Origin of the sequence: Mucilaginibacter myungsuensis (assembly GCF_015222005.1) — a bacterium.
Classification (GTDB): domain Bacteria; phylum Bacteroidota; class Bacteroidia; order Sphingobacteriales; family Sphingobacteriaceae; genus Mucilaginibacter; species Mucilaginibacter myungsuensis.
The window spans coordinates 266932-280048 of sequence record NZ_JADFFL010000001.1 but is presented as its reverse complement, the minus strand read 5'-3'; the positions used below and the strand labels follow the sequence as shown (position 1 = coordinate 280048).

12 protein-coding genes are annotated in these 13117 nt (G+C 44.9%); 2 read left to right on the top strand and 10 right to left on the bottom strand.

Going from position 1 to position 13117, the window contains the following annotated elements; translation table 11 throughout:
• Positions 1–5 precede the first annotated feature (5 nt).
• The 7 genes from IRJ16_RS01230 to IRJ16_RS01200 form a co-directional block, all read right to left on the bottom strand.
• Positions 6–2330 carry a GH92 family glycosyl hydrolase gene (locus tag IRJ16_RS01230; protein WP_194109694.1) on the bottom strand — a complete coding sequence of 775 codons (2325 nt, stop codon included), beginning with the start codon at positions 2328–2330 and terminating at the stop codon, positions 6–8.
• Positions 2331–2371: 41 nt separating this feature from the next.
• The gene (ruvB, locus tag IRJ16_RS01225; protein WP_194109693.1) at positions 2372–3394 is read right to left on the bottom strand and encodes a Holliday junction branch migration DNA helicase RuvB; all 1023 of its coding nucleotides are present in this window, start codon (positions 3392–3394) and stop codon (positions 2372–2374) included.
• Positions 3395–3862: 468 nt separating this feature from the next.
• On the bottom strand, positions 3863–4060 hold the full coding sequence (locus tag IRJ16_RS01220) for a hypothetical protein (RefSeq protein ID WP_194109692.1): 198 nt from the start codon (positions 4058–4060) through the stop codon (positions 3863–3865).
• 218 nt (positions 4061–4278) lie between these two features.
• Complete coding sequence (locus IRJ16_RS01215; RefSeq protein WP_194109691.1) at positions 4279–5010, bottom strand: polyprenol monophosphomannose synthase; 732 nt, start codon at positions 5008–5010, stop codon at positions 4279–4281.
• Between the two features lie 132 nt (positions 5011–5142).
• Entirely contained in the window at positions 5143–6630 is a 1488-nt protein-coding gene (locus tag IRJ16_RS01210; protein ID WP_194109690.1) for a POT family MFS transporter, read from the bottom strand.
• Between the two features lie 141 nt (positions 6631–6771).
• Positions 6772–7692: a hypothetical protein gene (locus IRJ16_RS01205; RefSeq protein WP_194109689.1), complete on the bottom strand. Its 921-nt coding sequence runs from the start codon at positions 7690–7692 to the stop codon at positions 6772–6774.
• A 6-nt stretch (positions 7693–7698) separates the two neighbouring features.
• The gene (locus tag IRJ16_RS01200; RefSeq protein WP_194109688.1) at positions 7699–8874 is read right to left on the bottom strand and encodes an acetyl-CoA C-acyltransferase; all 1176 of its coding nucleotides are present in this window, start codon (positions 8872–8874) and stop codon (positions 7699–7701) included.
• 273 nt (positions 8875–9147) lie between these two features.
• Between IRJ16_RS01200 and IRJ16_RS01195 the strand changes: the two genes are divergently transcribed.
• Both IRJ16_RS01195 and IRJ16_RS01190 read left to right on the top strand, forming a co-directional pair.
• Positions 9148–9525: an STAS domain-containing protein gene (locus IRJ16_RS01195; protein WP_194109687.1), complete on the top strand. Its 378-nt coding sequence runs from the start codon at positions 9148–9150 to the stop codon at positions 9523–9525.
• Positions 9526–9546: 21 nt separating this feature from the next.
• Positions 9547–10458 (top strand): ribonuclease Z, encoded by a 912-nt coding sequence (locus IRJ16_RS01190; protein ID WP_194109686.1) that lies wholly within the window; start codon positions 9547–9549, stop codon positions 10456–10458.
• Between the two features lie 52 nt (positions 10459–10510).
• On the opposite strand, the gene IRJ16_RS01185 is transcribed toward IRJ16_RS01190, so the two are convergent.
• From IRJ16_RS01185 to IRJ16_RS01175, 3 genes are read right to left on the bottom strand one after another with little or no spacing between them, the layout of a single operon-like run.
• A complete protein-coding gene (locus tag IRJ16_RS01185) occupies positions 10511–11512 on the bottom strand; it encodes an MlaD family protein (RefSeq protein ID WP_194109685.1) in 1002 nt (333 codons plus the stop codon).
• Positions 11513–11521: 9 nt separating this feature from the next.
• Positions 11522–12295, bottom strand: a complete 774-nt coding sequence (locus IRJ16_RS01180; protein ID WP_194109684.1) for an ABC transporter ATP-binding protein — start codon at positions 12293–12295, stop codon at positions 11522–11524.
• Between the two features lie 4 nt (positions 12296–12299).
• On the bottom strand, positions 12300–13106 hold the full coding sequence (locus IRJ16_RS01175; protein WP_194109683.1) for an MlaE family ABC transporter permease: 807 nt from the start codon (positions 13104–13106) through the stop codon (positions 12300–12302).
• Positions 13107–13117 lie beyond the last annotated feature (11 nt).

The following is a 13117-nucleotide window of genomic DNA, read 5'->3' as shown; positions in this document are numbered from 1 at the left end:
ATATCTTACTTCTCTAAAGAAAGTGAGTATGGTAAAGACGAATCTTTGATACCACGTGTCTTGTTAGGGACAGGGGCCATGTTAAAGTTGATCACCGCACCTTTTTGAAGGCCTGAGTGGCTTAACCAGTTCAGGTCGTAAGGTTTGCCGTTAACCGTCATCGATTTGATGTAGCGATTAGCGTCGCTGTTGTTAGCAGCATTGATCACTACTTTCTTGCCGTTCTCCAGGTTCAAAGTAGCTTTCTTAAACAATGGCGCACCGATCACATACTGATCAACAGTAGGGGTAACCGAGTAGAAACCTAACGAAGAGAAGATATACCAGGCCGAAGTTTGACCGTTATCCTCGTCGCCGCAATAGCCATCCGGAGTTGGTTTGTATAGGCGGTTCATAGCCTCACGTACCCAATATTGTGCTTTCCAAGGCTGAGCGCCGTGGTTGTACAGGTAGATCATGTGTTGGATAGGCTGGTTACCGTGCGCGTAGTTACCCATGTTCATGATCTGCATTTCGCGGATCTCGTGGATAACGCCGCCATAATAGCTATCGTCAAAAATAGGAGGTATCATAAATACCGAATCCAGTTTGTTAACGAATGCTTTTTTGCCACCCATCAGGTTAGCCAGGCCGTTAATATCATGGAGTACGCTCCATGAGTAGTGCCATGAGTTACCCTCGGTGAAGGCATCACCCCATTTCAAAGGGTTGAAAGGAGTTGACCAGCTACCATTTTGGTTTTTGCCACGCATCAGACCGGTCTGCGGATCAAACAATTTCTTGTAGTTCATAGAGCGGGTCTTGTAGATCTCTATCTCCGAAGCTGGTTTACCCAAAGCTTTACCTAATTGGTAGATCGCGAAATCGTCAAAAGCGTACTCTAAAGTACGGGCAGCGTTCTCGTTGATCTTTACATCGTAAGGTACATAACCTAACTCATTGTAATATTTAACACCTGTACGGCCGGTACCTTCCGGGCCTTCGCCATTAGCACCGTGCGTAACAGCATCCCAAAGTGTGTTGATGCTGTAGTTGCGCATACCTTTCATGTAGGCATCAGATACCACCACGGCAGAGTTATTACCGATCATGATGTTTGAATAACCCGGGCTCGACCATTCAGGCAACCAACCGCCTTCTTTAAAGTCGTTAGCCAGGCCTTCCTGCATCTCTTTGTTGATGGATGGGTACATCAGGTTCAAGAATGGATAAAGCGCACGGAAGGTATCCCAGAAACCGGTACCACCGAACATGTAACCAGGTTCTACCTTACCATTGTAAGGGCTGTAGTGAACGATCTTGTTGTTGGCATCATACTCGTATAATTTGTTCGGGAAGAACAACATACGGTACAAGCAAGAGTAAAAAGTACGGGTCTGATCAACAGAACCACCTTCAACCTGGATCTTGCTCAAGGCTTTGTTCCAGATGTTGCGACCGTTGGTCATGGTGGTGTTAAAGCTGCTGTTACCGATCTCGCGTTTCAGGTTCAACTCAGCTTGCTCTAAGCTGATGAACGACGAAGCTACCTTTAGGTTAACGATCTCGCCTTGGCGGGTCTTGAAACCTACAACCGCGCCCACATGGTCAGCAGTAAGCTCTAAAGTATCTCTGCCGGCTAAACGGTTCACCTCTTTACGGTCGCGGCCACGGCCGGAAGCAGTTGTGCTCCAGGTTTTGTTGAACGTGAACGGCTTATCGCTGTAGATCACAAAGTAGTTCTTAAAGTTGGTCATCTTGCCGCGGGTATAACGCTGCGTGTAACCAACGATCTTATTTTGACCAGGGATAACTTTGATGTACGAGCCACGATCCTGACCATCGATCACGATGAAAGAGCTATCGGCCTTAGGAAATGTGAAACGGAATTGAGCAGCGCGCTCGGTAGGGGTGATCTCGGTAGTAACATCGTGATCCGCCAGATAGACGCTGTAGTAATATGGTTTAGCGATCTCGGCCTTGTGGCTGAACCAGCTTGCGCGGTCGTTCTCGGTAAATTTCATTTTACCGGTCACGGGCATGATCGAGAACACACCGTAATCGTTCATCCAAGGCGATGGCTGGTGGGTTTGTTTAAAGCCACGGATCTTGTCGGCATCATAAGTGTATGCCCAACCGTCGCCGTTAGGGCCGGTCTGCGGTGTCCAGGTGTTCATGCCCCAAGGCAGCGCGATGGCAGGGTAGGTGTTACCGTTAGATAATGACGGCTTTGATGCCGAACCCATCAGTGGGTTTACATAATCTACCGGATTAACTACCTTGCCAACTGTTTGTGCTTGCGTAAGCATTGCAGCACCTAACAGCATAGTGGTAAGTAATGATCTTTTCATCAAGTTGAAATGAAGTGAATTAATAATGGTGGATAAATATACTAAAATAGTGTTTGAGTTCCTCCGGCTTTAAATAAGCCTAAATGTTTGTAAGCGTGCTCGGTAGCCTCTCTTCCGCGCGATGTCCGCATCAAAAAACCTTCCTGTATCAGGAAAGGTTCGTAAACCTCCTCAATGGTGCCTTCGTCCTCGCCAACGGCTGTCGCGATGGTCTTTAAACCCACAGGGCCGCCTTTAAATTTCTCGATAATGGTGGATAGGATCTTGTTGTCCATCTCATCCAGGCCGTGTTCGTCCACATTCAGCGCATTCAAGGCATATTTGGCTATGGCGGTATCGATGCTGCCGTTGCCTTTTATCTGGGCAAAGTCACGTGTCCTGCGCAACAAGGCATTGCCTATACGCGGCGTACCGCGGCTACGGCGGGCTATCTCGTAAGCGCCGGTCTCATCAATAGGCGTTTTTAATATCGTTGCCGATCTTAATAAGATGGTGGTCAATAACTTGGCATCATAATATTCAAGTCTTGCATTGATCCCGAAACGGGCCCGTAGGGGAGCGGTTAACAAACCCGAACGGGTAGTAGCGCCGACCAGCGTGAACGGATTTAAAGATAATTGCACCGAGCGGGCATTAGGACCGCTCTCCAACATAATATCGATCTTAAAATCCTCCATGGCCGAGTACAGGTATTCTTCCACCACAGGACTTAGGCGATGTATCTCGTCGATAAAAAGAATGTCGCCGGGTTCCAGATTGGTTAGCAGACCGGCAAGGTCGCCTGGTTTGTCCAATACAGGGCCCGAGGTGATCTTGATACCTACACCCATTTCGTTAGCGATGATGTGCGATAGGGTGGTCTTACCCAATCCCGGAGGGCCATGGAGCAGCACATGGTCCAAAGCCTCGCCACGCATACGGGCGGCCTGAACAAAAACGGTAATGTTATCTAATATTTTTTGCTGACCGGTAAAATCATCAAAAGCCTGCGGACGAAGTACTTTTTCGATATCGTATTCGGCAGCAGAAAGTTTTTCACGATCAGGATCGAGGTGCTCGTTCATTCTTTGGTTTGCAGATGGGCCCACCGCGATGTGCAGATGTGCCTATATGCAAATGTGCAGATAATTTTGAAAAGATGCTACCCTTAATGTGCAATGAGAAGTCTGCGAAATGATTCTTATCGAATTTAAATTACTGCAAATGCTACTTTTATTAGTAAATTTACTCTTGGTTAGCATAGAATGGAAACGTGATTGTTGTTGAATTTTTAATATTCTTAACTGTGGAGACAAACTATAAGATTGGCGATTTGGTATGTCAAAAGGGAACCGGAAATTATCCCAGAATGAAAGTCATGGCCATAAATAACGATGGCCTATATCGTTGCTTTGGAACCAACCATCGACTCAACAGAAAGAAGGTTATCGATAAATTTTTTAAAGAAGATGAATTAGAATTTTGGATCAACCATTCAGGTGTGATTACCTTAAGAGACAAATCAACGTTTCGATAATGTTATCAACGCAGTATCAACTTTCGGCGTTCAATAAATTATCAAGATCTTCAGATGTGTAGCCTTTATCTCGGATTGCTTTAGAAACTTCTTGTTCGAGTAACTGAGTAAAATGGTCAGTTGATGCGGTCTCACCGTCGGTGGCCCTCTGTCTTGGTATCGGTTCGTTAGAGGTGCTGATCTTTGGTTCGGCATTTTTGTTCGGTGTTCTCATCGCCTAAAGTCAAATCTATAGAAAATTAGCGACCATTAACGTAACAACATTTGGCTTTAAAAATCGATATGCAACCTATCAGTTGCGTATTTTGCAAACGATAACAGAAACGTAAAATAAGAGGCAAAAAGTGCAGTTATTTGATGAAATAACGCGCAAATCGAAAACACAAAAAAAATCTAAAATCGAACGTCCGACATCCGAAATTCTCCCGATGATCACCCCTCAGGATATTTCCTAAAGATACTATTGATCTTCATTTGGATAACACCAAGTATTGCCTCCTTAAAAATACCTTTCGACATTTTAGACGTGCCTACGGTACGGTCGGTGAAGATGATCGGTATCTCTACCACGTTAAAGCCATGCTTGATCGTAGTATACTTCATTTCGATCTGGAAAGCATAACCTACAAACTTGATCTTTTGCAATTGGATAACTTCCAGTACTTTGCGCTTATAGCAAACAAAACCAGCGGTCGAGTCCTGGATATCGATACCGGTAATGAAGCGAACATATACCGAAGCGAAGTAGCTCATCAGCACCCGGCTCATTGGCCAGTTAACGACGTTAACGCCTTTGATATAGCGTGAACCGATGGACATATCAGCACCCTCCACGCAAGCCTGCCGCAGACGGATGAGATCGTCGGGGTTGTGCGAGAAATCACAGTCCATCTCAAAAATGTATTCGTAAGGGCGCTCCAAACACCATTTAAAGCCGTGGATATAGGCTGTGCCTAAACCTAATTTGCCTTTACGCTCTTCAAGAAAAACACGGTTAGGGAACTCCAACTGCATTTGTTTTACAATAGCAGCAGTGCCATCCGGAGAGCCGTCGTCGACGATAAGCAGGTCAAAGTCATACTCAAGCGACATTACCTTGCGGATCATGCGCTGAATATTCTCCTTTTCGTTGTAGGTAGGTATAATGACGATACTGTCAGACACGGGCAAATGTTTTGTTTAGCTAAAATTTTCGGCGAAGCTAAGGGCTTATATTTTATAATACAAATATAGCGATGCTTTTAACCTTATTTAACGGTTAAACAACATCGCTATAAATGTTACTTTGTTATTGAATTACAGATTTGTAGAGATCGCAGCGGCTTCAGCCTCTTCTTCGGGTTGCTCGATGTAGTTACGCTCTTTTAATCGTGGCGACACGAACAGGAACACCAATAGGAACGCGGCACATATACCTGCGAATAACCAGTAAAAATCAGCACCTACAAATTTAGAAAAGTAACCACCGCTGGCGATACTTCCGTTCACGATCACGTCGAAGTAGTTACCTGCAGCTACGGTCAATAACCATATAGCGCCCATCGTCGATTTCATTGATTTAGGTGCTTGTGTATAAGCGTATTCTAAACCGGTTATTGAAACCATTACTTCACCTGCCGATAAGATAACGTAAGCGAATATCTGCCACCAAACCGATGGATGAGCGCCCTTATCAACATTCCCCTGCACAAACGCAATGATAACGAATGATAAGCCGGTCAATGCCAGACCTGTACCGATACGGCGTAGCGGTGTTGGGTTGATGCCGATCTTTCTAAAGAAAGGATAAACGAAGTAGTTGAATATCGGAATGAACAACAAAAGGAACACAGGGTTAACTGTTTGTACCTGACCGGCCAATACCGTAAAATCCAGCGGACCTAATACGATATGACGGTCCAATTTTTCGGCTTGTAATACCCATTCAGACAGGTTTTGATCCCACATGGCCCAAAATATCGGGACGAATGCAAATACCGCCAATACACGGTAAACCGCTTTAATGCCTTCAACTTTTTCAGGATTGTAAGGTCCTTTAGCAACATCTAACCAAGACTGGCCTTTTTGCTTTTTGCCAAGGTTGAACAACGCGTATAAGGAGATAAATACAAAGTTATTTTTGTTGATACCCGAAGGAGGGACCCTCACATACATTTTGCGACCCGAAAAGAAAATGATCGTAGCTAATGCCATCAATATACCCGGGATACCAAATGCTAAACTGGCACCGTAATTAGCGTAAACCCATGGGATCAATACTGTCGCTACCATAGATCCGGCGTTGATACTGAAATAAAACCAGCCGTAAACTTTGGATAATAGCGTTTGATTTGTCTTATCGAACTGGTCGCCGACGTTGGCTGCCACACAGGATTTGATACCACCTGCGCCGACCGCCACAACGATCACACCAAAAATGAAACCGTTAAGGTTATCATCAAAAATGGCAAGGCATAAGTGACCAAAACAATAAATGATAGATACCCATAAAATGATCTTGTATTTACCTGTGAACCAATCGGCTATCAATGCGCCTAAGAAAGGTAGGGTATAGGCAAGGGTTACAAAAAAGTGAGTACTTTGGTTGGCCTGAGCTTCGGCTACGGTTTGTAAGGCCGGGTTGTGGGTGGGGTTAAAAAATTGTGCTACAAGGAAGGTTGCAAGTATCGATCGCATACCATAAAAGCTAAATCGCTCGGCTGCTTCGTTCCCGATGATAAAGGGGATACTTCGGGGATACCTTGCTTTCTTTTCGGCTGGCACTGCCAGTGTCTCATTCGCCATATATAATGTCAGTTAAAATTTTTCTAAAATACTACAATTCTGCCAAATCAAAATTTAATGCTGAATTTATTACCAACCCTGATATAATGTTGCATTAATATTGACCAACATACGTGCTGTATGGCAGGGCAACCTGTAGGTTTATTTTCCTCTCGCGGGTTTCCGGATACCGTTGATCTTGGGCTGAGGCTCGGGTGTGATATACTTGGCATCGTCCTCGCTTGACATGTTCTTCATATCTATATTCTCCACAAATTGCCAGCGGGCGCCCTTTAATTTATACCCATCGTAACTCAGATCCGGGCCGTACATGTTTTTTTGCCCTGCCATCTTTTTATCGGGAGGGGCAAGGTGGTCAAACACGATCAGGTTCTCGGCAGGGACATAGCGCAACATCATGGATGCCTGTCTGTTATATTCAAATACTACGCGTTGTCTTGTCTTGCTATTGCCATCAAAAACGGGCTGACCGAACTCAGGCTCACCTTGCGCGTTGAAGGATATTACCTCGATCACTTTCTTGGTCGATTCGATGGTGTTGCCCTTCCAGCCTAATAGCACATAGTACTTTTTAAGCCCGTTCACGGGGATAATGTTATAGTATTGCGCGCCGTACCATTCGCGATTAGTTCGAATAGAATCCTCAGGGTTTTTGATCAGCGGGGAATGGTCGCCAAGCGGGAACATCTTCAGCGGACCGCCGGTATTCATTTGCAGCGTACCGTAAAAGCGGTAACTGCCGTCATCATTCTTTACGAACCAGCTGAACACCCTGAACTTGTTATCCGGCGCCGTAATCACGCTCATCGTCTTTACCGAATCGAACTTGTAGTAGAATGAATTGTTGACCTTTAAGGCGCTGGTCAGTAATCTGATATAAGCGTAGTTAGCATTCTTGCGCTCCATGTCCAAGTCTTCGTCAAATATCTTACGGCCCAGTTTTTTTAAAGTATCCTGATACACATTCAGTTGACGGATGCGTGTGCCCTCATCAGAATGTTGGGCCATTGCGCCCATGGTGAATAGCATTGCAATAAAAAATACCGTAAGCTTTTTGATCATAACCAGTTAACGTAAATTTTCGATAACAATTGCACTGGCGCCACCGCCACCGTTGCAAATGCCCGCCACGCCAAATTTACCATTATTTTGGCTCAAAACGTTTATCAATGTTACCACGATCCTTGCACCCGAAGCGCCCAGCGGATGCCCCAATGAAACGGCGCCACCGTTAACGTTCACCTTGGACGGGTCTATCTTTAACGCCTGGTTATTAGCTATCGCGACAACCGAGAATGCTTCGTTGATCTCGAAAAAATCAATGTCATCTGTCGATAATCCAGCTTTATGCAAGGCCAATGGAATAGCTTTAGCAGGTGCCGTAGTGAACCACTCAGGAGCTTGCTGTGCATCAGCATAAGCTACCACTCGTGCAAGCGGCTTGATGCCTAACTCGTCGGCTTTTTCGCGACTCATCAATACCAATGCAGCCGCGCCGTCGTTCAAGGTTGATGCATTGGCCGCGGTCACCGTGCCATCCTTCTTAAAAACAGGTTTTAAAGAAGGTATCTTGTCAAATTTTACAGCAGATGGCTCTTCATCTGTATTTATAACAATATCGCCCTTGCGGTCTTTGATCTCGATCGGGGTGATCTCGTCTTTAAACTTACCATCAGCAATGGATTGTTGTGATCGTTTATATGACTCAATTGCAAACGCATCCTGATCCTCGCGACTGATCTTGCATTCGTCAGCACAAAGTTCGGCGGCAGATCCCATGTGACAATCGTTGTAAACATCCCAAAGACCGTCCTTCACCAAGCCATCTATCAGTTGGCCATGACCTAAACGATAACCATTGCGGGCTTTATCAAGGTAATAAGGAATATTGCTCATGCTCTCCATACCACCGGCAATAACAATGTCGTTATCACCTAAAGCGATACTTTGGACCGCTAACATAATAGCCTTAGTGCCTGATGCACAAACCTTGTTAATGGTAGTTGCAGGCAGATCTGGCAATCCGCCAAATTTTGCCGCCTGGGTAGCCGGAGCTTGCCCTAAATTGGCCGACATCACATTGCCGAAATAAACTTCTTGTATTTGGTCAGGCTTTAAACCCGCCTTCTCGACCGAACTTTTAATAACGATACCGCCTAACTGCGTGGCGCTTAGGGATGATAAAGCACCGCCGAAACTACCGATAGGGGTACGCGTTGCTGCAACAATAACTACTTCCTTCATAAGACCTGGAATAATTGGTTAGTGCAAACTTAGCGTTTTGCGGCGGGAGTTACCATGCAACAAGTTCGAAAGAAATGTGAGGGGTTATTATAGGTTTGACGGATATTACCACTCTGGTTACAACTTGGGGATCTATAATGGTTTAGATGCATTAAATAGGACCTGCAAAATATCCGCAAAGAGCAGACACACCAACTAATAGTTAAATTTGCTTTTTTATTGTATTGGACAAATAAATCATATCTTAGCTGTTCTAAATTATAAGGATATAACATGAAGTTTTCTGTTGATAAACACGAAAAATATGTATTGATAAAACTAAATGAGTCGAAGATCAACTCGTTAGTTACACCACAACTTAAATCTGAATTGATATTGGTAAATGCTGAAGGTCAGCGCAATATCGTTCTGGATCTGTCGCAGGTAAAGTTTGCCGATTCATCCGGTTTAAGCAGCTTGCTGGTCGGCCACCGTTTGTGTAAAAATGCGGATGGCTCTTTCATTATGGTAGGTTTAAATGAGGCGGTTGCCCGTTTGATCACCATATCTCAATTAGACTCGGTTTTGACCATCGTGCAGACCGTTGACGAGGCTATTGACCTGATCTTTATGGAAGAGATCGAAAAAGAATTAAAAAAAGAAGCAAAATAGGCTGGCGATCGTTACAGAGTAATGAAATTCGAGGTCACCATACTTGGAAGCAGTTCAGCAACACCTATTTTCAACAGAAACCCTACGGCACAGGCGCTTAATGTAAACGAGCGCCTGTACCTGATAGATTGCGGCGAGGGTACCCAGCAGCAAATGCTGCGCTTTGATGTTAAAGCCAGCCGTATAGATCATATCTTCATCAGCCACCTTCACGGTGATCATTATCTCGGACTTATAGGCCTTCTATCATCCCTTAATCTTAATGGCCGCACTAAAGCTCTTTACCTCTTTTGTCCGCCGCAACTAAAGGACATCATCGAGCTTAACTTCCAATATTCCGAAAGTCATATCAATTATCCTATCGAATACGTTTTTACCGATCCGTCCGCACCTGCGGTTCTACTGGATAATCAGGATGTTATCGTGGAGAGTATTCCGCTCAGTCACCGCATCGCCTGCACGGGCTTTATCTTTAAAGAGAAGAAGCGCCTGCGTAAGCTGATCAAAGAAAAAGTAGAGCAATTGAACATCCCCGTGGAGTATTATTCTAAACTAAAAAAAGGGGAGAACTACACCGACCTGAAAGGCAAGACCTATTACAATCAGGAATTGACCACGGACTCTGACCGTCCGCGGTCGTATGCTTACTGCTCGGATACTATTTACAACGAAAGTTATTTTGAACAGATAGCCGGTACGGATATGCTTTATCACGAGGCTACCTTTCTGCACAATATGTTGAATAGGGCTAAAGAGACGTTCCATACCACCGCATTGCAAGCCGGCGAGGTAGCCCAAAAGGTTAACGCGCAAAAGCTGATCATCGGGCATTTTTCAGCACGCTACAAAACCCTTAACGAATTACTGGACGAGGCCCGAACAGCATTCCCCGAAACGGACTTGGCTATAGAAGGTAAAACCTTCGGTATATAAAAACGAAAGTCGTTCTGGTTATCCAAAACGCCTTTCGCTTTATACGTGTTCTCTATTGTCTGCTCTTTTCGGCAGCTTTAATGCTATCCGCTTTTGCTTTCTCGCGTTTCTTGAAGAAGCCTTTTAAGAAGAAGTTATGTTGGACAGCCTCCAGATCATCATTCAGTTTGATGCTGGCTTCTTGCAGGTAGTTGAGAGAACTTTGAACTTTCACCGCACCTTTAGGGTCGTTCAGCAATACGCCAATAATGCTATTAGTACCATTCAGCTTATCGCTGGCTTTATTCATATTGTCAACCATCTGGGCAGCGCTGGCAGTGGTCTGCTTTAGGTTGTTTACAGATGCGGTCAGTTTTTTGTAAGTCGACGTATCTGTCAGCAGGTTATCCGCCAATGTACCTTTGCTATTTAGTTTTGTGCCGAATTTTTGCAGGTCGCCGGCCATGCGTTGCGTGGCTAAAGTAGTAGCATTCAGGTTTTGAACAATGCTGCGGAACTTGTCTGCCAGTACGCTATCGCTTAAAAGCGTACCGACAACGCCTTTACCTTCGGCCATTTGTTTGGTCACCTTTTTAAGGTCATTAGTAATAGATAGCAGGTTGATATTGTTCTCTTGCAAGGTCTTGGTGATCTCTTCGGTAGATAAGATCTTTTCCGCATGCAGCACATCGCCGTTCTGTATAACCGGTGCGTGCGAGCTACCAGGATCCAGCACGATGATCTTGTTACCGATCAATCCGTCCGAACTGATCTTTACCCCGGCATTGTTATGCACATACGATTGTATCTTTTCGTCGATGGTCATTTTAACCGTCACTTCAGACGGGCCGGTAAAGCGGATATCGGTGATGTTACCCACCTTTACGCCCGAGAACCATACTGCGCCGCCTTTTTTAAGACCGCCCACATCGTTAAACACCGCGCTAACATTTAAGCCGCCACCAAAACTTTTTTGGCCATTGCCCAAAGTAAATATACCCAGCACAAAAAGCGCGATACCAAGGAAGATAAAAATCCCTACGGTTATAGCACGTTTGTTTTCTTTTGGATCCATGTTAAATATCTATTGTATAAAATTATAATCGTAAAATGGTCTCACACGGTCATCGTCGGTTGCAAAAACCTCGTCGAAACTGCCCTGGCGCTGAAATTGCCCGTCGAGCAGGATCGCCATGCGGTCGCCGGTTTGCTTGGCGCAAGTCATATCGTGTGTAATAATAATTGATGATGTTTTGTAACGCTGCTGCACCTCATTGATTAGATCATTGATCTCGATACAGGTGATCGGATCCAGACCTGCAGTAGGCTCATCATAAAGCATGATCTTGGGTTGCAGGATCAATGTCCTTGCAATACCGATACGCTTACGCTGACCGCCTGAAAGTTCTGACGGCATTTGATTGATCGTTTGTGAAAGCCCTACAGCGTCTAAAACCGTTTCGACAGCGTTATCTATCTCTGCCCTGCGCAAGCCTTTGTGGTTACGCACCAGCGGAAATTCCAAATTCTTGCGTACCGTCATACTATCGTACAAGGCGCTGTTCTGGAATGAGAATCCGATATTCAAGCGTAGTTGCTGTAATGTTTTTTCGGCAATGTTAGTCACTTCCTCGCCTAATACATTTACGCTTCCAGAGTCTGCATTTAATAATCCCGAAATGATCTTGATCAGTACAGATTTACCCATACCCGAGCGACCTAAAACGACCAGGTTCTCACCTTGAAAGAGATCCAGATCGACACCTTTGAGGATATGCAGGTCGCCGAATGATTTGCGCAATCCGCGTATGCTGATCACCGTATCGTCGTAATTGATATGTCCTTTTGGTTTCTGCATAATTTTAACGGAACCAGCCGGCTACTTGTACAATAATAACTTCTTCCATGAAAATCAGGAACATGGCCGTAACTACGGATGCGTTAGCGGCTTTGCCTACACCTTCGGTACCTTTATCGGCATAATAGCCTTGATAGCAGCTTACCACTCCGATAGTAAATCCAAAAAATATGGCCTTGATCAATGATGCTTCAAAATCCACAAATGATAACGGCTCGAATACCTGCGCCATAAAGGTGGTAAAACTTGTTCCTTCTCCTGCCAGCACGTTCAGATAGCTACCCATCATGGCCACAAAGCCTACATAGATAGCCAAAATAGGTATGGCGATACTTGACGCGATAATACGCGTGCAGACCAAATATTTAAAGGGCTTAGTACCTGATACTTCCATGGCGTCTATCTGCTCGGTCACCCGCATGGAGCCTAATTCGGCACCGATGCTTGATCCTACTTTACCGGCAGCGATCAGTGCGGTAACCAAAGGGGCAAGGGCACGCATAATAGCGATAGAAACTAATCCAGGGATCCACGACGTAGCGCCAAATTGCGCCAGCGACGGTCTTGATTGCTTGGTAAATATCAACCCGACAACAAATCCTGTAAAAGTAATAAGCGTGAAGGAGCGTACACCAATTTGGTACATCTGCTTCATCACCTCGTTCCACTCGTAGGGCGGCAGAAAAACTTCTTTAAAAAATTTAGCCAGAAAGAGGTATATTTTGTACAGGCTGATGAACATATCGGTCAGGCCGCGCACAATTGAATTTTTATTTTGGGGATGTACGTTCGTCGAATTTGGGTTATCCATTTAAGCAGACC

Bases quoted from the DNA above. Each gene is read 5' to 3' on its own strand.
- IRJ16_RS01220 (WP_194109692.1), bottom strand. From the start codon at position 4,060: ATGAGAACACCGAACAAAAATGCCGAACCAAAGATCAGCACCTCTAAC.
- IRJ16_RS01210 (WP_194109690.1), bottom strand. From the start codon at position 6,630: ATGGCGAATGAGACACTGGCAGTGCCAGCCGAAAAGAAAGCAAGGTAT.
- IRJ16_RS01190 (WP_194109686.1), top strand. From the start codon at position 9,547: ATGAAATTCGAGGTCACCATACTTGGAAGCAGTTCAGCAACACCTATT.
- IRJ16_RS01180 (WP_194109684.1), bottom strand. From the start codon at position 12,295: ATGCAGAAACCAAAAGGACATATCAATTACGACGATACGGTGATCAGC.
- IRJ16_RS01175 (WP_194109683.1), bottom strand. From the start codon at position 13,106: ATGGATAACCCAAATTCGACGAACGTACATCCCCAAAATAAAAATTCA.
- IRJ16_RS01205 (WP_194109689.1), bottom strand. From the start codon at position 7,692: ATGATCAAAAAGCTTACGGTATTTTTTATTGCAATGCTATTCACCATG.
- IRJ16_RS01200 (WP_194109688.1), bottom strand. From the start codon at position 8,874: ATGAAGGAAGTAGTTATTGTTGCAGCAACGCGTACCCCTATCGGTAGT.
- IRJ16_RS01230 (WP_194109694.1), bottom strand. From the start codon at position 2,330: ATGAAAAGATCATTACTTACCACTATGCTGTTAGGTGCTGCAATGCTT.
- IRJ16_RS01195 (WP_194109687.1), top strand. From the start codon at position 9,148: ATGAAGTTTTCTGTTGATAAACACGAAAAATATGTATTGATAAAACTA.
- ruvB (WP_194109693.1), bottom strand. From the start codon at position 3,394: ATGAACGAGCACCTCGATCCTGATCGTGAAAAACTTTCTGCTGCCGAA.
- IRJ16_RS01185 (WP_194109685.1), bottom strand. From the start codon at position 11,512: ATGGATCCAAAAGAAAACAAACGTGCTATAACCGTAGGGATTTTTATC.